This window comes from Pseudomonas sp. DE0157, assembly GCF_007678615.1.
Classification (GTDB): domain Bacteria; phylum Pseudomonadota; class Gammaproteobacteria; order Pseudomonadales; family Pseudomonadaceae; genus Aquipseudomonas; species Aquipseudomonas parafulva_B.
This window is the reverse complement of sequence record NZ_VEJN01000021.1, coordinates 49,229-69,016: the sequence shown is the minus strand read 5'-3', so window position 1 is coordinate 69,016 and position 19,788 is coordinate 49,229. Positions and strand designations below refer to the sequence as shown.

The window sequence follows — 19,788 nt, the reverse complement described above, 5'->3', positions numbered from 1 at the left end:
GCCGACCCGCTCGCGATGCGTGACGGGCCGGCCGGGAAGATTCATCCCCTGCCGCAGGGGGTTATTGAGGAGCTCGCATGACCAAACAACACGCCTTTACTCGGGAAGACCTGCTGCGCTGCAGTCGCGGTGAGCTGTTCGGCCCAGGTAATGCGCAACTGCCCGCGCCGAACATGCTGATGGTCGATCGCATCACCCACATCAGTGAAGAAGGCGGCAAGTACGGCAAAGGTGAATTGGTCGCCGAGCTGGACATCAATCCTGATCTTTGGTTTTTTGCCTGCCATTTCGAAGGCGACCCCGTGATGCCAGGGTGCCTGGGCCTCGATGCCATGTGGCAGCTGGTCGGCTTTTTCCTGGGCTGGCAAGGCCTGCCGGGCCGCGGTCGTGCACTGGGTTCCGGTGAAGTGAAGTTCTTCGGTCAGGTGCTGCCCACCGCCAAGAACGTCACCTACAACATTCACATCAAGCGCGTGCTCAAAGGCAAGCTGAACATGGCCATCGCCGATGGTTCGGTCAGTGTCGATGGCCGCGAGATCTACACCGCCGAAGGCCTGCGGGTCGGCGTGTTCACCTCCACTGACAACTTCTAAGGGTTATTCGCATGCGCCGCGTCGTTATCACTGGTCTGGGCATCGTGTCGTGCCTGGGCAATGACAAAGCTACCGTCACCGAAAACCTGCGCAACAGCCGTCCGGGTATTCGTTACAACCCGGAATACAAGGAAATGGGGCTGCGTAGCCAGGTTTCCGGCTCCATCGACCTCAATCTCGAGGAACTGATCGACCGCAAGGTCTTCCGTTTCGTCGGGCATGCGGCTGCCTACGCCTATCTGGCGATGCAGGACGCCATCAAGGACTCCGGCCTGACCGAAGAGCAGGTCTCCAGCCCGCGTACCGGCCTGGTTGCCGGCTCCGGTGGTGCATCGACCCTGAACCAGATGGAAGCGCTGGATACCCTGCGCGAAAAAGGCGTCAAACGTGTAGGCCCCTACCGGGTAACTCGCACCATGGGCAGCACTGTTTCGGCGTGCCTGGCGACGCCGTTCAAGATCAAGGGCATCAACTACTCGATCTCTTCTGCCTGCGCTACATCGGCCCACTGCATTGGTACTGCACTGGAGCAGATCCAGTGGGGAAAGCAGGACATCGTGTTCGCCGGCGGCGGTGAAGAAGAGCACTGGAGCCAGTCGTTCCTGTTCGATGCCATGGGCGCCCTGTCGACCAAGCGCAACGAAACCCCGGAACTGGCCTCGCGTGCCTATGACGCAGACCGCGATGGCTTCGTCATCGCCGGTGGCGGTGGCATGGTGGTGGTCGAAGAGCTGGAACATGCGCTGGCCCGTGGCGCCAAGATTTACGCCGAGATCGTCGGCTATGGCGCCACCTCCGACGGCTATGACATGGTCGCCCCAAGCGGCGAAGGCGCCATCCGCTGCATGCAGCAGGCGCTGTCGACCGTCGATACCCCGATCGACTACCTGAACACCCACGGCACCTCTACCCCAGTGGGCGACGTTGCCGAAATGAAGGGCGTTCGTGAAGTGTTCGGCGAAAATGCACCGAAGATCAGCTCGACCAAGAGCTTGTCCGGTCACTCCCTGGGGGCTGCCGGTGTACACGAGGCGATCTACTGCCTGCTGATGATGGAGAACAACTTCATCGCCGGCTCGGCCAACATCGACGAACTGGACCCGGCGGTCGCTGACTTGCCAATCCTGCGCAAGACCGAAGAAAATGCCAAGATCGATACGGTCATGAGCAACAGCTTCGGTTTCGGCGGCACCAACGCCACCCTGGTGCTCAAGCGCTGGGAAGGCAAGTGATTCGCTGACGCGCCAATAGAAAACGCCCCGACTGGTTCGGGGCGTTTTCATTTACGTTGTAAAAAAGATCCCATGGGGCACGACGGGACCTGTGTCATTTCCCCTTGGGCAGTACAGCCAGGAAGTTGTCCTTGGCCACGCGCCTGGCCACGTCCTCGGGCAAGGCATCCAGAAATGACCTGAAACTGTCCATCTCCTTCCCCAGGCTATCGAAGCGGCCGACCACATCCGAGCCCAGCATGAACCGCGTCGGATACCGCTTTACCAGCGCCAGCCAGGGTTCGCGTGGGACGCCTTGCTCATCGAGCAGGTAGGGCTTGAGCACACTCCACGACAGGTCCACATACAGGTTCGGGTAATCTTCGAGCAATCGCGTCAGCACGGGCAGCAGAAAATCCATCTGTGTCTGGTGCCGGTGAATTTCCATGCTGCTGCCAGCGTGTGCCCAGATGAAGCGCGTATGCGGATGATTGCGCAGGGGCTCTTCGATCTCGGCCAGGTACAAAGGGTTACGCTCGCGCTTGGAGGTGATATTGGAATGCAACAGCACCGGCAGGTCGCGCTCGGCGGCCAGGTGATAGACCCGCGTCATGGCTTCGTTGTTGGCACGCGGGGTTTCACCGCTGGTCAACGCCGTCAGGTCATCGTGACGTGTGAATACCTCGCCGATACCCTGCCAGAGGCCTGGATAAAGGTCGAGCATGCGCTCGATATGGCTCACGGCATTCTTGTCGACTGGATTGAAGCCGGTCAGGAAGGGGTGAAATCGCTTGCGCTGTTCGCCCGACAACTGCTGCAGCGCCGCTGCCACGTAAGTATCGGTGGCACTGTACCAATAGGCGTCGGCATCGTCGCCGGCGTAATAGCGGGGGCGCTTGGGCTCGTCTTCATGCCATTTCTTGGCAACGGGGATGCCGGAGATCATCGACTGATCGATGCCTGCAGCGTCCATGGCCCTGAGCAGCGCCGGCATACCTTCGGATTCCTGGAAGAAATCCACGTAATGCAGGTGCGCATCGCTGTAGCGGTATTCACGGGCCTCGGCACCTGGGCCAAGCCAGGCGGTCAACGCTACGCAGGCCAGTGCTCTGGCGATCATGGTTGGCTTCCTTGTAAGGGGCAAACCTACTAGACCTGCAAGGGCAGCGTGCGGTTCGCCAGCCCTGCCATCAACGCAGCGCTGGCAATCGCTCCGGTCACGTGCGCGCTAGCGCTGGAATACCTCGGCCAGCAGGTTGTGCATTGCGCGGAAGGCCCGCTCGGAGGTGCGCCGGTCGTACTGCGTCTTGCCAGGCACGTTGGCATCCGGGTCAGTGAACGAATGCACCGCACCGCCATAGCTCACCAGTTGCCAATCGACTTTGGCGGCGTTCATTTCATTTTCGAACGCCGGGAGCTGCTCTTGGGGCACCAAGGGGTCGGATGCGCCATGCAGCACCAGGACCGAGCCCTTGATGCGTTTGGCATCCTCAGGATCAGGCGTGTCCAGTGTGCCATGGAAGGAGATCGCTGCTCGCAGATCAGCCCCCGCGCGCGCCAGTTCGAGCGCACAGCATCCCCCGAAGCAGAACCCGAAGGTCGCCACCTTGCCGGGGCTCAGCGGCGCCTTGGACTGGCCCAGCAACTGGGCAAGGGCGCCTTCCATGCGCCTGCGCAACTCGGCGCGGTCTTCTTTGAGCGGCATCATTGCAGCGCCCGCCTCATCGGCATTCGCCGGGCGAACGGTCTGACCATAGAGATCGACGAGCAGCACCACATAACCTTGCGCTGCCACTTCCTTGGCGATGCGCTCGGCCCCTTCGGTCACGCCCATCCAGTTGGGCGCCATCACCAGGCCAGGCCGACCCAAGGCGCCGGGCTCATAGGCCAAACGGCTCTCGAAGGTCTTGCCGGACAGGTGATGGACCAGGGATTCGACGACTACCTTGCTCATGCTGTACTCCTTAAGGCTGCACCATGAAAAAAGCCCGCCGAAGCGGGCTTTAGCCATACGTCAATTCAAGCAGACAACTCGACCAACAGCTTGTTCAGGCGCCGGACGTAGGCTGCGGGATCTTTCAGACTGTCACCGGCTGCCAGCGCGGCCTGGTCGAACAGAATGTGCGACAGCTCGGCGAAGCGGTCCTCGCTTTGTTCGTGATCGAGCTTCTCGATCAGCGGGTGGGTCGGGTTGAACTCGAAGATGGGCTTGGAATCGGGCACTTTCTGGCCGCTGGCTTCCAGAATCTGGCGCATCTGCAGCCCCAGGTCCTGTTCGCCGATGGCCAGAATGGCTGGCGAATCCGTCAGGCGATGGGAGACGCGGACCTCGGCGACGTTTTCGCCCAATGCGCTTTTCAGGCGCTCTACCAGGCCTTCCTTATCCTTGGCGACTTCTTCCTGGGCCTTTTTGTCTTCTTCGGTATCCAGTTTGCCTAGGTCCAGATCGCCACGGGCCACATCCACGAACGCCTTGCCGTCGAATTCGTTCAGGTAGCTCATCAGCCACTCGTCGATGCGGTCGGTCAGCAGCAACACTTCGATGCCTTTCTTGCGGAAGACTTCGAGGTGCGGGCTGTTCTTGACCTGCGCGTAGGACTCGCCGGTGAGGTAGTAGATCTTGTCCTGCCCTTCCTTGGCGCGGGCCAGGTAGTCGGCCAGCGACACGCTCTGCTCGCCGCTTTCGTCGTGGGTAGACGCGAAGCGCAACAGGCCAGCGATCTTTTCCTTGTTGGCAAAGTCTTCGGCCGGGCCCTCTTTCAACACCTGACCGAAGTTCTTCCAGAAGCTCTTGTACTGCTCTGGCTCGTTCTTGGACACTTTTTCGAGCATGTCCAGCACGCGCTTGGTCAACGCGGTCTTCATCGAATCGATGATCGGGTCTTTCTGCAGGATTTCCCGCGACACGTTCAGCGACAAGTCGTTGGAATCCACCACACCCTTGATGAAGCGCAGGTAAAGCGGCAGGAACGACTCGGCCTGATCCATGATGAACACGCGCTGAACGTACAGCTTCAAGCCACGCGGCGCTTCACGCTGGTACAGGTCGAACGGGGCGCGGGCAGGCACGTACAGCAGCGAGTTGTATTCAAGCTTGCCTTCGACCTTGTTATGGCTCCAGGCCAACGGGTTTTCGAAGTCATGGCCGATGTGCTTGTAGAACTCCTGATATTCCTCGTCCTTGATCTCGGTACGCGGACGGGTCCACAGGGCGCTTGCACGGTTGACGGTTTCCCACTCTTGGGCTGGCTGCTCTTCGCCTTCGGCTGCTGTCTGTTCCTTGGGCAACTGAATTGGCAGGGCAATGTGATCGGAGTACTTCTTGACCACGTTGCGCAGGCGCCAGCCATCGGCGAATTCCAGCTCGTCCTTTTTCAGGTGCAGAACAATGCGGGTACCGCGCTCAGGCTTGTCGATGGTCGCGACTTCAAACTCGCCCTCGCCCTTGGACGACCAGTGCACGCCTTCGCTGGCGGGCTGGCCCGCGCGACGGCTGTAGACATCGACCTGATCAGCCACGATGAATGCCGAGTAGAAGCCCACGCCAAACTGACCGATCAGGTGCGAGTCTTTCTTCTGATCGCCGGTGAGGTTCTTCATGAAGTCGGCAGTGCCGGATTTGGCAATGGTACCCAGGTGAGCGATGACGTCGTCGCGGCTCATGCCGATGCCGTTGTCCTCGAGGGTGACCGTACCGGCCTCCTTGTCGAAGCTCAGGCGAATCTTCAGGTCCGCATCGCCTTCGAGCAGTTCGGGCTTTGCCAGCGCCTCGAAACGCAGCTTATCGGAGGCGTCGGAGGCGTTGGAGATCAGTTCGCGCAGGAAGATCTCCTTGTTCGAGTACAAGGAATGGATCATGAGGTGCAGCAGTTGCTTCACCTCGGTCTGGAAGCCCAGCGTTTCTTTTTGAGTCTCCACGCTCATGTTCTTCAAACTCCGATCAGATGACAGTGGTCGCCAAGCGGCATGGATGGCTGCGTTGGCGGCGGATGTCATGCAGATGGGGGCTGCCGAATTGATTTCAAGGGCTTGCCCGATTCGATCTTCAAATCCGAGCAGGTCGTGGCGAGCTGCTTGGCCGCCCTGCTTGCCGCAGGCGGTGTATCGTTTCCAGGTTCAGACGGGTGCCGATACTGACGCAACGAAAAGACGTGCATGTGCGTACCTGCCGTGCACTGCCATACTGGCGGAGTTGCAGTTGCCCGCGGCCGTTAACCCGCCTTAGTGCGAAACAATCGCCATGGCCGGAAGTTCAGTTTCAAGATATTTAATATCTGCGTAATGACGGTGGAACTAATCCAGCAGGGCCCGACTCGAAGCATCAAGTCAACTTATTCCACCAAGGAGAGACACCCTCATGCGTAAACCATTTGCTTTTGCTCTGATGCTGGCTGCTGCCATGGGCCTGGCTGCTTGCGATAAAGCGAGCGAAGACAAAGCCCAGGACGCACAAGAACACCGTGAAGAAGCCCAGGAGAAGATGGGTGACGCACAGGACAAGATGAACGAAGCCGCCAAGGAAAACGCCGAAGCTGCCCAAGACCAGGCCGAAGCCAATCGCAAGGCTGCCGAAGAGGCTGCCCCAGCCACGCCAGCGACCACCACTACGCCGGCCGATCCTGCCAAGCAGTAATCGAACCGAACAAAAAACCCGACATTGTCGGGTTTTTTTATGCCTGTCATTCGTGGACTAATCGTTTCAGTTAGGCAACGTGGACTGTGGGGCGTGCAACTCGCCTGTCGAACTTTCGGTGGGGGTGAACACCATGACGTCAAGCACGTCTGAATGGAACTCGCGGCGATAAAGGATCAGCACAACCCCTACACTTACCGCCATGAACAACCAGGGGTTGATAAACCAGCTCAACATGGCCATGCCGAAGTAATAAGCGCGCAGCCCGAAGTTGAATTGGTTGGCCGCCAATGACAGCACCCTGGCCGCCCTCAAGGCAAAGGCCTTGCGCTCTAGTTCGCTTACCTGACGCTCGCCGATCATGGGCGCCGAGCCCACCAGTACGGCAGCGAAGTTGTATTGACGCATGCACCAGCTGAACGTGAAGAAGGCATACACGAACACCGTGGCCAGGCACAGCAACTTGATCTCCGACATGCCCTGGGATGCCTGCTGCACCAGCGGTAAATCCGCCAGCAACGACAGCGCGCGGTCGGAAGCCCCCAGCACAGTCAAGATACCCGCCAGGATGATCAGGGTGCTGGGGGCGAAAAAGGAGGCGTTGCGTTCCAGGTTGCCGATGACGCTGGCATCGGCAATGCGGTTGTCACGCAGCAGCATCCTGCGCATCCAGTCTTCACGGTATAAATGCAACACGCTGGCCAAGCATGCGGTGTCCCGCCCCTTCCAGATGGCATAGCGCGTATAGCCGCCCCAGCACAGCACGAACCAGCATGCCGCTATGAGGTTATTGAGGTTGCTCAGGATGAAGTTCATGCAGAGATCCGTAGGTGCCATGTGCCGAAAGCATAAAGACCGTCTTTCGACGCTGGCAAGCCGCAAAAGGCACGCGAACTCCGGCGAATAATTTCCAAGGCGGCTCGCTTGCGACGTTTGCCAAGGTGCATATGAACAAAAGCCCCGCATCCTTGCGAATGCGGGGCTTGCAGTGCCAAGCAGTGGGTCCAGCATCTCGTGGCTTGTGGCCGATGCCGCACCCTGGGCTTAGCAACTCATGCCATGGCCTGGCGGGGCTTGCCGAGCATGCGATCGCATACCACTGCACCCGCCAAGGTCACCACCGACGGCACCAGCCAAGCCAGGCCCTGATCGCTCAAGGGCAAGTGAGTCATGAAGTCCGGGAGCACGTGGGCAATATCGCTACCTTTGACGGCATCTACCATGCCGAACAGCAACGAGACCAGCATCACCGGGCCGAGGATGCGCGTTGGCGAGTTCCACAGCTCGTTCACGAAGCTCAGCCCCACCACGACGATGCACGGCGGGTAGATGGCGGTGAGCACAGGGATCGAGAACATGATCAGCTTGGTCAGCCCGAGGTTGGACACCAGCAGCGAGAAGCCTGCCAGGATCACGACCAGCGCGCGGTAGGACAACGGCAGGATCTGGCTGAAGTACTCGGCACAGGCGCAGGTCAAGCCCACGGCAGTCACCAGGCACGCCAGTGCGATCAACACGGCCAGGAAGCCGCTGCCCAACGAGCCGAAGGTATGTTGCACATAGGCGTGCAGCACAGCCGCCCCGTTGCTGGCCCCTGCCGCGATTTCGTGGCTACCGGCGCCCAGGCGGAACAGGCTGATATACACCAGCGCCAGGCCAACACCGGCAATCAGCCCGGCAATGATGGCATAGCGAGTGATCAACTTGGGCGACTCCACGCCGCGCGAGCGGATGGCGTTGACGATGACGATGCCAAATACCAGCGCCCCGAGCGTATCCATGGTCAGGTAGCCATCGGAGAAGCCCTTGGAGAACGCGGCAGCAGCATAGGCAGGCTGCGCCTCGCCAATGGTGCCCGCTGGCAAGGCGAAGGCCGCGATGCCAAGCACGGCCAGCGCGATGATCTTGAGCGGTGCCAGGAACCGACCCACGGTGTCCAGCAGTTTGCCAGGGTACATCGACACCGCCAACACCACGATGAAGTAGACCAGGCTGTAGATGAACAGCGCCAGCGGGCTTTCACCCGTCAACGGCGCTACACCCACCTCGAACGATACCGTCGCGGTACGCGGTGTTGCGAACAAGGGGCCAACCGACAGGTAGCAAACGGCGGCCAGCAGGCCACCAAAGAACTTGCCGATCGGGCTGCTCAGCGCATCCATGCCACCGCCGACCTTGGCCAGGGCGACCACGGTGATCACAGGCAGCCCCACCGCCGTGACCAAAAAGCCCAGCGCAGCCATCCACACGTGCGGGCCGGATTGCAGGCCGACGATGGGCGGAAAGATGATATTGCCAGCGCCTACGAAAAGCGCGAACGTCATAAAGCCAAGCGCCAGGATATCCTGGCCTTTGAGAACTTTCATTTGAGGTAGTACCACACTGCTGAAATCGGGATTCGTGAGGGGATTTCCCCATGGGTGAGGGAAATGCTGCCCGGCTTGGTAGGCCAGACCCGTTTAGCGTGTCGTTCCCTTTTGGGGCACGGGCACAAAATAGTCGCGTAGATTAACCGGTTTACCCTTCAAACGCACTTGCACAGTGCGTGTTGTCCGATGTGCGTACGTCATTGTCGTCTGCGTGAACGGAACGATCGGTATTATCCGCTGGTTGAACAGGGTGTATGTACGAAAATTCCTATCACAGCTATCGAGAAAACCTAATCCGTTTGGCCCCCTGACCTGACGAGCAAATCTTCACGAGATTAATCGGCGCCCCTATACGACAAAGGCCACCCGAAGGTGGCCTCTGTGCGCGTGGGGGGTGCAGCAATATTACTTCTTCACTTCCCAACCGGTCAGCTCGGCCAAGGCCTTGCCGATGTCAGCCAGCGAACGTACGGTTTTGACACCTGCGTCCTGCAGGGCTGCGAACTTCTCGTCTGCAGTGCCCTTGCCGCCCGAAATGATGGCGCCAGCGTGGCCCATGCGCTTGCCCGCAGGTGCAGTAACACCGGCGATGTAGGAAACGACAGGCTTGGTGACGTTGGCCTTGATGTAGGCTGCGGCTTCTTCTTCAGCCGAACCGCCGATCTCACCGATCATGACGATCGCTTCAGTCTTCGGGTCTTCCTGGAACAGCTTCAGGATGTCGATGAAGTTGGAGCCCGGGATCGGGTCTCCGCCGATGCCGACACAGGTCGACTGGCCGAAGCCGGCGTCGGTGGTCTGCTTGACAGCTTCGTAGGTCAGGGTGCCGGAGCGCGACACGATACCGACCTTGCCTGGCAAGTGAATGTGACCCGGCATGATGCCGATCTTGCACTCGCCCGGCGTGATGACGCCTGGGCAGTTAGGGCCGATCAGGGTCACGCCCAGCTCGTCGCACTTGACCTTGGCGTCCAGCATGTCCAGGGTCGGAATGCCTTCGGTAATGCACACGATCAGCTTGATGCCGCCAAACGCTGCTTCCAGGATCGAGTCCTTGCAGAACGGCGCTGGTACGTAGATGACCGAAGCATCGGCGCCGGTCGCCTCAACGGCTTCCTTGACGGTGTTGAACACCGGCAGGCCCAGGTGGGTGGTGCCACCCTTGCCTGGAGTGACGCCGCCGACCATCTTGGTGCCGTAGGCGATGGCTTGTTCGGAGTGGAAAGTACCCTGCGAGCCGGTGAAGCCCTGGCAGATGACTTTGGTGTCTTTATTGATCAGGACGCTCATTACTTGCCCTCCGCAGCTTTGACAACTTGTTGAGCAGCGTCGGTCAGGCTGGTTGCAGCAATGATGTTCAAACCGCTTTCTGCCAGTACTTTAGCGCCCAGTTCGGCGTTGTTGCCTTCAAGGCGAACGACGACCGGCACCTTCACGCCGACTTCCTTCACAGCACCGATGATGCCTTCGGCAATCATGTCGCAGCGAACGATGCCGCCGAAGATGTTGACCAGAACGGCCGCGACATTGCTGTCGGACAGAATGATCTTGAACGCTTCGGTAACGCGTTCCTTGGTAGCACCGCCGCCCACGTCGAGGAAGTTGGCTGGCTTGCCGCCATGCAGGTTGACGATGTCCATGGTACCCATGGCCAGGCCAGCACCGTTGACCATGCAGCCGATGTTGCCTTCCAGGGCAACGTAGTTCAGTTCGAACTTGGCAGCGTGGGCTTCACGGGCATCGTCCTGGGACGGGTCGTGGAAGGTTTTCAGCTTGGGCTGACGGTACATGGCGTTGGCATCGATGTTGATCTTGGCATCGAGGCAGTGCAGGTCGCCGTCGGCCTTGATCACCAGCGGGTTCACTTCCAGCAGGGCCAGATCGTGATCCTTGAACAGCTTGGCCAGGCCCACGAAGATCTTGGCGAACTGTTGCACTTGCTTGCCTTCCAGACCCAGCTGGAACGCCAGCTCGCGACCTTGGAACGGCTGAGCGCCGACCAGTGGATCGATAGTGGCCTTGAGGATTTTTTCAGGTGTGTCGTGAGCGACTTTCTCGATGTCCACGCCACCTTCGGTGGAGGCCATGAACACGATGCGGCGGCTCGAGCGATCGACCACAGCGCCCAGGTACAGCTCTTTGGCGATGTCGGTGCAGGATTCGACCAGAATCTTGGAGACGGGTTGACCGTTGGCATCGGTCTGGTAGGTGACCAGATTCTTGCCCAACCACTGTGCAGCGAACGCCTTGGCGTCTTCCTTGCTGCGAACCAGCTTGACGCCGCCCGCTTTGCCGCGACCACCAGCGTGAACCTGGGCTTTGACGACCCACTCGTTCCCGCCGATCTTGTCGCAGGCTTCTGCCGCTTCTTCAGGGGTGTCGACCGCGAAACCCTTGGAAACTGGCAGGCCGTACTCAGCGAACAGCTGCTTACCCTGATACTCGTGAAGATTCATGCTTTTTACCGTCTTCGTTAGGTACTGCGCTTCGGCGCTGCGCCATCACTGGCGCCGCACCACCTGTGACCGTTGACCCCGGGTTATCCCATGTGATCCGGTCCGGCGGACTTTCCGCGGTGAGTCATGCACGCAAGACTCACGACGGGCAGCCCGCCGTGGTTTCTTATGATTAACGCTTCTTACGGTTGGCGACGTGAATGGCACCGCCATTCACCGCCAGCGCTGCTTCGTGCAACGCTTCGGACAGGGTTGGATGGCTGAAGACCATCATGCCCAGATCCTCGGCACTGGTGCCGAATTCCATTGCGATTGCGCCCTGCTGTACCAGTTCGGCAGCCGATGGGCCAATCACGTGCACACCCAGTACGCGGTCGGTCTTGGCATCGGCGATGACCTTGACGAAACCACCGGTGTCGTTGGCCGCCATCGCACGGCCGCTGGCCGCGAACGGGAAGGTGCCCACGTTAACCTCAACACCCTCGGCCTTCAAGGACTGTTCGGTCTTGCCGACCCATGCGATTTCCGGGTGGGTGTAAATGACCGATGGGATCAGGTCGTAGTTCATCTGGGCCTTGTGACCCTTGATGCGCTCGACGACCATGATGCCCTCTTCCGAGGCCTTGTGCGCCAGCATCAGGCCACGCACCACGTCACCGATGGCGTAGACGCCCGGCACGCTGGTCGCGCACTGGTCATCGACGTAGATGTAGCCACGCTCGTCGATGTTCACACCGCTGTCGGCAGCCAGCAGGTCGGTGGTCACTGGACGGCGGCCCACCGCAACGATCAGCTTGTCGAAGGTGATCTTCTGCTCGCCTTCGGCGTTGGTGTAGGTCACTTCGACTTCGTCGCCGTTGACCTTGGAACCGGTGACGCGCGCACCCAGCTTGATGTCCAGGCCTTGCTTGGTCAGAACCTTCTGGGCTTCCTTGGAGACGGCGGTGTCGGCAGCCATCAGGAAGGTGTCCAGGGCTTCGAGTACGGTCACTTCTGCGCCCAGACGCGCCCATACCGAACCCAGTTCCAGGCCGATCACGCCAGCACCGATCACGCCAAGGCGCTTGGGCACAGCTTGGAATTCCAGGGCGCCGGTGGAGTCGACGATCACATTCTGGTCGACCGGGGCCGGCGGAATGTCGATCGGGCGCGAGCCGGAAGCCAGGATGACGTTATCCGCTTCGATGACTTCGCTGGTGCCGTCAGCCTTGGTCACTTCGACTTTCTTGCCCGCCAGCAGCTTGCCGTGGCCCTGGATGGAGGTCACGCCGTTGGCCTTGAACAGGGTGGCGACACCGCCGGTCAGGTTCTTGACGATGCCTGCCTTGCGGCCAACCATCGCCGGTACGTCCATCTTCACTTCGCCAGTGGAGATACCGTGGACGTTGAAGCTCTCTTTGGCTTCCTTGTATTTCCAGGAGCTGTCCAGCAGCGCCTTGGAAGGAATGCAGCCTACGTTGAGGCAAGTGCCGCCCAGGGCCAGCTTGCCCTCGGCGTCGGTGTACTTCTCGATGCAGGCAGTCTTCAGACCAAGTTGGGCGGCCTTGATAGCAGCTACATAGCCGCCAGGACCGGCACCAATCACTACCACGTCGAATTTCTGGGTCATAAAAGATTCCTTGTTAGCTCAAGCGGCCGCTGCAAGCCGCAAGACAGACAGGCTTCGATCTGAAGCCTGTCGCTCGCAGCTTACAGCTGCGCGATTAGATGTCCAGCAGCAGGCGGGACGGATCTTCCAGCAGGTTCTTGATGGTCACCAGGAAGGTCACCGCTTCCTTGCCGTCGATCAGGCGGTGATCGTAGGACAGCGCCAGGTACATCATCGGGCGAATCACCACTTGGCCATTGATGGCCATCGGGCGCTGGATGATGTTGTGCATGCCCAGGATCGCGGCTTGTGGTGGGTTGACGATCGGCGTCGACATCATCGAACCGAAGGTACCACCGTTGGTGATGGTGAAGGTGCCGCCGGTCATTTCTTCGATGGCCAGCTTGCCGTCACGGGCTTTCTTGCCGAAGGTGGCGATACCGTTCTCGATTTCGGCCAGGCTCATGGACTCGGCGTTGCGCAGTACCGGGACCACCAGGCCACGGTCGCTGGAGACCGCTACACCAACGTCCGCGTAACCATGGTAGACGATGTCGTTGCCGTCGATCGAGGCGTTGACAGCCGGGAAGCGCTTGAGCGCTTCGGTCGCAGCCTTGACGAAGAACGACATGAAGCCCAGGCGCACGCCGTTGTGGGTCTTCTCGAACAGGTCCTTGTACTTCGAACGCAGGGCCATGACTTCGGTCATGTCGACTTCGTTGAAGGTGGTCAGCATGGCCATGTTGGACTGGGCTTCGACCAGGCGCTCGGCGATCTTGGCGCGCAGACGGGTCATCGGCACACGCTTCTCGGTACGATCGCCAGCGGCGGTCACGACCGGTGCCGGTGCTGCAGCGGCAGGCTTGGCCGCCGGGGCAGGCGCCGACTTTTTGTTGGCCACGGCAGCGACCACATCTTCCTTGGTCACGCGACCGCCTTTACCGGTACCCGACACGCTGGCCAGGTCGATGCCATTTTCTTCTGCCAGCTTGCGGGCAGCAGGGGCAGCGACCGGGTCGTCTTCACCGGCGTCGGCAGCGGCGGCGGCCGGTGCGGCGGCCTGGGCAGGCGCAGCAGCAGGTGCAGCGGCAGCAGCGCCGCCCTCCACGATCGAACCCAGCACTTCGTCGGACAGGACGGTATCGCCCTCGCCCTTGACGATGTCACCCAACACGCCGTCGGCAGTGGCCAGCACTTCCAGCACGACCTTGTCGGTCTCGATGTCGACGATCAGCTCGTCCCGCTTGACGGCGTCGCCTGGCTGCTTGTGCCAGGTGGCAACGGTGCCGTCGGCAACCGATTCCGGGAAGGTTGGGGCTTTGATCTCGATAGCCATTATCAGTGTTTCCTTAAATTCGGTTTCAGATGCGCGAAGGCGTTAAACGGTGAACGCGTCTTGCAGCAGTCGTTCCTGCTGTTCGGCGTGCTTGGAAGCGTAACCACAGGCTGGCGCGGCAGAAGCTTCGCGACCGGCGTATTCCAGGTTCAGCGCCTTGTTGTGGCGGCCCAGGATACGACGCATGTGGTGCTGGCTGCTGTACCAGGCGCCCTGGTTCATCGGCTCTTCCTGACACCAGACCGCGTGCTTGAGGTTGGTGTACGGCGCCAGGATTTCGACCAGGTCGTCTTCCGGGAACGGATACAACTGCTCGATACGCACGATCGCAATGTCTTCGCGGCCTTCGGCACGACGTTTTTCCAGCAGGTCGTAGTAGACCTTGCCACCGCACAGCACCAGGCGCTCGACCTTGGCCGGATCGAGGGTGTCGATTTCCGGAATGACGGTCTGGAACGAACCTTCCGCCAGGTCTTCGAGCGTCGAGACGGCGAGCTTGTGACGCAGCAGCGACTTGGGCGTGAGCACGATCAGCGGCTTGCGCAGCGGGCGAATGACCTGACGACGCAGCAGGTGATAGATCTGCGCCGGCGTGGTCGGCACACAGACCTGAATGTTCTGCTCTGCACATAGCTGCAGGTAACGCTCCAGGCGCGCCGAGGAGTGCTCTGGGCCCTGGCCTTCATAACCGTGCGGCAACAGCATGGTCAAGCCGCACAGACGGCCCCACTTGTGCTCGCCACTGGTGATGAACTGGTCGATCACCACTTGCGCACCGTTGGCGAAGTCGCCGAACTGAGCTTCCCAGATCACCAACGCGTTCGGCGTGGTGGTGGAGTAGCCGTACTCGAATGCCAGCACCGCTTCCTCGGACAGGAAGGAGTCGTACAGTTCGAAGCGTGGCTGGCCCGGGTACAGGTTCTTCAGCGGTACGTAGGTGCTGGCGTCCTTCTGGTTGTGCAGCACCGCGTGACGGTGGGAGAAGGTGCCGCGTCCGATGTCCTGGCCGGTCATGCGGATCGGGTGCCCTTCGAACTGCAGCGTGGCGTAGGCCATGGTTTCGGCGTAGCCCCAGTTGATCGGCAGGCCACCGGCTTGCATCTTCTGGCGATCTTCGTAGATCTTGGCGACCTGACGCTGGACCACGAAACCTTCAGGCAGCTCCAGCAGTTTTGCCGACAGCTCCTGCAGGGTCTTGAGGTCGAAGCGGGTGTCGTGGCGAGCCGTCCAGGCGTGACCCAGGTAGGGGCGCCAGTCCACGAACAACTCTCGGTTCGGCTCCTTGACCAGGCTCTTGACCACATGCAGGCCGTTGTCCAGCGCACTGCGGTAGTCGTCGATCTTGGACTGGGCGCGCTCGGCGTCGATGCGGCCTGCCTGGATGAGGGCCTCGGCGTACAGCTCGCGGGTGGTGCGCTGCTTGGTGATCTGCTGGTACATCAGCGGCTGGGTGCCGTTGGGCTCGTCGGCCTCGTTGTGACCGCGGCGACGGTAGCAAACCAGGTCGATGACCACGTCACGCTTGAACTGCATGCGGTAATCGACGGCTAGCTGGGTGACGAACAACACGGCTTCCGGATCGTCGCCATTGACGTGCAGGATCGGCGCCTGAATCATCTTGGCCACGTCGGTGGCGTACTCGGTCGAGCGCGCATCGAGCGGGTTGCTGATGGTGAAGCCAACCTGGTTGTTGATCACGATGTGCACGGTACCGCCGGTCTTGAAACCGCGGGTCTGCGACATCTGGAAGGTTTCCATCACCACGCCCTGACCTGCGAAGGCCGCGTCGCCGTGGATGGAGATAGGCAGCACCTTGTCGCCAACACTGTCGTTGCGGCGGTCCTGACGGGCGCGCACCGAGCCTTCGACCACAGGCGACACGATTTCAAGGTGGGACGGGTTGAACGCCATGGCCAGGTGGACTTCGCCGCCTGGGGTCATCACGTTAGAAGAGAAGCCCTGGTGATACTTCACGTCACCGGAGCCCAGCTCGTTCATCTTCTTGCCTTCGAACTCGTCGAACAGCTCGCGCGGGTTCTTGCCGAAGGTATTGACCAGCACGTTCAGGCGACCGCGGTGGGCCATGCCGATGACGACTTCTTTGGTGCCGTAGGAGCCGGAGCGCTGGATCATTTCGTCCAGCATCGGGATCAGGCTTTCGCCACCTTCCAGGCCAAAACGCTTGGTGCCCGGGTACTTGGTACCCAGGTATTTCTCCAGGCCTTCGCCTGCGGTGACGCGCTCGAGCAGGTGGGACTGCACGTCGGCGGAGAATTCAGGACGGCCACGCACGCTTTCCAGGCGCTGCTGGAACCAGCTGCGCTGCTCGGAATCGACGATGTGGGTGAACTCGGCGCCAATGGTGCGACAATATGTCTTCTGGAGCGCATCGAGGATGTCGCGTAGGCTCGCCTCCTCTTTGCCGATGAACAGGTCGCCGGCACGGAAGGTCGTATCAAGATCGGCATTGGTCAAGCCGTAGTGATTGATCGACAGGTCTACGGGCGCAGGGCGCTGCCACAACCCCAAGGGGTCGAGCTTGGCAGCCTGATGGCCGCGCATACGATAGGCCTGGATCAGTCGCAGCACTTCAACCTGCTTCTTCTCGTGTTCACTGCTCACGCTCCCGGCAGATACCGGCTGGGCGCGGCGCTGGTTCTTTGCCAGCAGTACGAAATGATCGCGGATCGTGGAGTGCGATACGTCGGTAGCGGTGCTGCCGTCGGCGGGCAACTTCTGGAAGTAGGTGCGCCACTCTTCTGGCACAGCGTTAGGGTCGTGCAGGTAGAGTTCGTAGAGCTCTTCCACATATGCAGCGTTACCACCTGAAAGGTGGGCGCTTTCCCACATGCGCTGCATCACGCTTTCTTGCATGCTTGGTCACCCTCGATTAGGGGACTGATCGGCGAGAGCCATGAAAACCTGGAACGGTCCGAAAACAGCGACTGAACCACGCCACCTGGATCCTGCTGATTTTCCGGGTACCAGCCCGGAAAGCCCCTGCTGGTCTCATCTTCATAGGTAATGAACAGGGGCTTTGTGAGCCCCGTTCGGGTTTTACCTCGGTGCGGGTGTTACACCCGCACGTCGGCGTACTGCAGGTACAACGTGTATCAGGTGCCGCTTTGCAGCAGCATGTTACGTACGTGGCCGATCGCCTTGGTCGGATTGAGACCTTTAGGGCAAACGTTGACGCAGTTCATGATCCCGCGGCAGCGGAATACGCTGAACGGGTCATCCAGGGACGCCAGGCGCTCCTGGGTTTTGGTGTCACGGCTGTCGGCCAGGAAACGGTAGGCCTGCAACAGCGCGGCGGGGCCCAGGAACTTGTCCGGGTTCCACCAGAACGACGGGCAGGACGTGGAGCAGCACGCGCACAGGATGCACTCGTACAAGCCGTCCAGCTTGTCACGGTCTTCCGGCGACTGCAGACGTTCGATGGCCGGAGGCGGCGTATCGTTCTGCAGGAACGGCTTCACCTTCTCGTACTGCTTGTAGAAGATGCTCATGTCCACGACCAGGTCACGAATGACCGGCAGGCCAGGCAACGGACGCAGTACCAGCTTGTTGCCCTTGACCACGCCCGACAGCGGGGTGATGCAGGCCAGGCCGTTCTTGCCGTTCATGTTCATGCCATCGGAACCGCACACGCCTTCACGGCAGGAGCGACGGTACGAGAAGCCCTCGTCCTTTTCCTTGATCAGCGCCAATACATCCAGAACCATCAGGTCCTTGCCGCCGGTATCGACGTCGAACGACTCCATCTTGGGGGCCGCGTCGGTGTCGGGGTTGTAGCGATAAACTTCGACTTTCAACATAGCAGCCACCCTTAGTAGGTCCGGATTTTTGGTTCGAAGGCCGGCACGGTCTTCGGCGCAAAGTTGACGCCACGCTTGGCAACGCGCTTGACACCCGGGTAGTACAGGGTGTGGCACAGCCAGTTCTCGTCGTCACGGTCTTCGAAGTCTTCACGGGCGTGAGCGCCGCGCGACTCTTTACGGGCTTCGGCCGCGATGGCGGTAGCTTCGGCAACTTCCAGCAGGTTCTGCAGCTCCAGCGCTTCGATACGCGCGGTGTTGAAGGCCTGGGACTTGTCGTTAATCTTGACGTTGGCAATACGTTCACGCAGGCCAGCCAGTTGCTCGATACCCTTGAGCATGTACTCGCCGGTACGGAACACACCAAAGTAGTTCTGCATGCAGCTCTGCAATTCGCGCTTGAGGCTGGCTACGTCTTCGCCGGTGGAGCGCTCGTTGAGCTTGTTCAGGCGATTCAGGGCAACGTCGATGTCGGTGTCGCTGGCGTCGAGGTGCTCGATGCCGTCGCTCAGCGCCTTCTCCAGGTGCAGGCCGGCAGCACGGCCGAATACCACCAGGTCGAGCAGCGAGTTGCCGCCCAGGCGGTTTGCACCGTGAACCGATACGCACGCCACTTCACCTACGGCGAACAGGCCAGGAATGATGTGATCATTGCCTTCTTCGTCCATGGTGATGGCCTGGCCATGAATGTTGGTGGCAACGCCACCCATCATGTAGTGGCAGGTCGGAACGACCGGCACTGGCGCAACGACAGGGTCAACGTGGGCGAAGGTCTTGGACAGTTCGCAGATGCCTGGCAGACGGCTGTGCAGCACTTCCTCGCCCAGGTGGTCCAGCTTCAGCAGTACGTGGTCCTTGTTCGGGCCCACGCCGTTGCCGGCGATGATTTCCTTGACCATGGAACGGGCAACCACGTCGCGGCCGGCCAGGTCTTTGGCGTTTGGTGCGTAGCGCTCCATGAAGCGCTCGCCGTGGGCGTTGATCAGGTAACCACCCTCACCGCGGCATCCCTCGGTGACCAGTACGCCGGCGCCGGCGATACCGGTCGGGTGGAACTGCCACATCTCGATGTCCTGCACCGGAACACCGGCGCGCAGGGCCATGCCGATGCCGTCACCGGTGTTGATCAGGGCGTTGGTGGTGGAGGCGTAGATACGGCCAGCACCGCCAGTGGCCAGAACGGTGGCCTTGGACTTGATGTACATGGTTTCGCCGGTTTCGATGCAGATCGCGATCACGCCGACGAAGGCGCCTTCCTGGTTCTTCACCAGGTCAACGGCATAGTATTCGTTGAGGAAGGTGGTACCGGCTTTCAGGTTGCCCTGGTACAGGGTGTGCAGCAGCGCGTGACCGGTACGGTCGGAAGCGGCACAGGTACGGGCAGCCTGGCCACCTTTACCGAAGTCCTTGGACTGGCCGCCGAACGGGCGCTGGTAGATACGGCCGGTTTCGGTACGCGAGAACGGCAGGCCCATGTGGTCCAATTCGAAGACCGCAGCCGGGCCTTCCTGGCACATGTATTCGATAGCGTCCTGGTCACCGATGTAGTCCGAGCCCTTGACGGTATCGTACATGTGCCAGCGCCAGTCGTCGTTCGGGTCGGCCGAAGCGATGGCGCAGGTGATGCCGCCCTGGGCGGATACGGTGTGCGAACGGGTCGGGAAGACCTTGGTGACCACGGCAGTCTTGTGACCGCCCTGGGCCAGCTGCAGCGCTGCGCGCATGCCGGCGCCGCCGCCACCGATGATGATGGCGTCGAAAGAAATGGTTGGAATGCTAGCCAT

At 60.6% G+C, this 19,788-nt stretch carries 15 protein-coding genes; 3 read left to right on the top strand and 12 right to left on the bottom strand.

The genetic code is table 11. The features are described from left to right. Window positions 1–77 precede the first annotated feature (77 nt). Entirely contained in the window at window positions 78–593 is a 516-nt protein-coding gene (fabA, locus tag FS777_RS20175; RefSeq protein WP_023533607.1) for a 3-hydroxyacyl-[acyl-carrier-protein] dehydratase FabA, read from the top strand. Window positions 594–604: 11 nt separating this feature from the next. Then, window positions 605–1,825, top strand: coding sequence for a beta-ketoacyl-ACP synthase I (gene fabB / locus FS777_RS20170; RefSeq protein WP_058639738.1), 1,221 nt, complete (start codon window positions 605–607; stop codon window positions 1,823–1,825). Window positions 1,826–1,919: 94 nt separating this feature from the next. Here the strand turns inward: fabB and FS777_RS20165 are convergent, their stop codons facing one another. The 3 genes from FS777_RS20165 to htpG all read right to left on the bottom strand — a co-directional run bounded on the left by FS777_RS20165 (window position 1,920) and on the right by htpG (window position 5,728). After that, window positions 1,920–2,924, bottom strand: coding sequence for an amidohydrolase family protein (locus FS777_RS20165; RefSeq protein ID WP_058639739.1), 1,005 nt, complete (start codon window positions 2,922–2,924; stop codon window positions 1,920–1,922). Between the two features lie 108 nt (window positions 2,925–3,032). After that, window positions 3,033–3,758, bottom strand: coding sequence for a dienelactone hydrolase family protein (locus FS777_RS20160; protein WP_058639740.1), 726 nt, complete (start codon window positions 3,756–3,758; stop codon window positions 3,033–3,035). Between the two features lie 65 nt (window positions 3,759–3,823). Beyond that, on the bottom strand, window positions 3,824–5,728 hold the full coding sequence (gene htpG / locus FS777_RS20155) for a molecular chaperone HtpG (protein ID WP_145257321.1): 1,905 nt from the start codon (window positions 5,726–5,728) through the stop codon (window positions 3,824–3,826). A gap of 433 nt (window positions 5,729–6,161) precedes the next feature. On the opposite strand from htpG, the gene FS777_RS20150 reads away from it, so the two are divergent. After that, window positions 6,162–6,437: a hypothetical protein gene (locus tag FS777_RS20150; RefSeq protein ID WP_058602669.1), complete on the top strand. Its 276-nt coding sequence runs from the start codon at window positions 6,162–6,164 to the stop codon at window positions 6,435–6,437. Window positions 6,438–6,503: 66 nt separating this feature from the next. Here the strand turns inward: FS777_RS20150 and FS777_RS20145 are convergent, their stop codons facing one another. The 9 genes from FS777_RS20145 to sdhA form a co-directional block, all read right to left on the bottom strand. Continuing rightward, a complete protein-coding gene (locus FS777_RS20145; RefSeq protein WP_145257318.1) occupies window positions 6,504–7,253 on the bottom strand; it encodes a DUF599 domain-containing protein in 750 nt (249 codons plus the stop codon). A gap of 236 nt (window positions 7,254–7,489) precedes the next feature. Further along, the gene (gene brnQ, locus FS777_RS20140; RefSeq protein WP_145257315.1) at window positions 7,490–8,803 is read right to left on the bottom strand and encodes a branched-chain amino acid transport system II carrier protein; all 1,314 of its coding nucleotides are present in this window, start codon (window positions 8,801–8,803) and stop codon (window positions 7,490–7,492) included. Window positions 8,804–9,211: 408 nt separating this feature from the next. After that, window positions 9,212–10,096, bottom strand: a complete 885-nt coding sequence (sucD, locus tag FS777_RS20135) for a succinate--CoA ligase subunit alpha (RefSeq protein ID WP_004376004.1) — start codon at window positions 10,094–10,096, stop codon at window positions 9,212–9,214. After that, window positions 10,096–11,262, bottom strand: coding sequence for an ADP-forming succinate--CoA ligase subunit beta (gene sucC, locus FS777_RS20130; protein WP_023533614.1), 1,167 nt, complete (start codon window positions 11,260–11,262; stop codon window positions 10,096–10,098). Before sucC ends, sucD begins: the two co-directional genes overlap by 1 nt. Window positions 11,263–11,434: 172 nt before the next feature. Then, the gene (gene lpdA, locus FS777_RS20125) at window positions 11,435–12,871 is read right to left on the bottom strand and encodes a dihydrolipoyl dehydrogenase (RefSeq protein WP_058602666.1); all 1,437 of its coding nucleotides are present in this window, start codon (window positions 12,869–12,871) and stop codon (window positions 11,435–11,437) included. 94 nt (window positions 12,872–12,965) lie between these two features. Continuing rightward, window positions 12,966–14,186: a 2-oxoglutarate dehydrogenase complex dihydrolipoyllysine-residue succinyltransferase gene (gene odhB / locus FS777_RS20120; protein WP_078478823.1), complete on the bottom strand. Its 1,221-nt coding sequence runs from the start codon at window positions 14,184–14,186 to the stop codon at window positions 12,966–12,968. Window positions 14,187–14,228: 42 nt separating this feature from the next. Next, window positions 14,229–17,060, bottom strand: a complete 2,832-nt coding sequence (locus FS777_RS20115; RefSeq protein ID WP_058602664.1) for a 2-oxoglutarate dehydrogenase E1 component — start codon at window positions 17,058–17,060, stop codon at window positions 14,229–14,231. A gap of 239 nt (window positions 17,061–17,299) precedes the next feature. After that, window positions 17,300–18,004: a succinate dehydrogenase iron-sulfur subunit gene (locus tag FS777_RS20110; protein ID WP_023533615.1), complete on the bottom strand. Its 705-nt coding sequence runs from the start codon at window positions 18,002–18,004 to the stop codon at window positions 17,300–17,302. 11 nt (window positions 18,005–18,015) lie between these two features. Then, complete coding sequence (gene sdhA / locus FS777_RS20105; protein WP_058602663.1) at window positions 18,016–19,788, bottom strand: succinate dehydrogenase flavoprotein subunit; 1,773 nt, start codon at window positions 19,786–19,788, stop codon at window positions 18,016–18,018.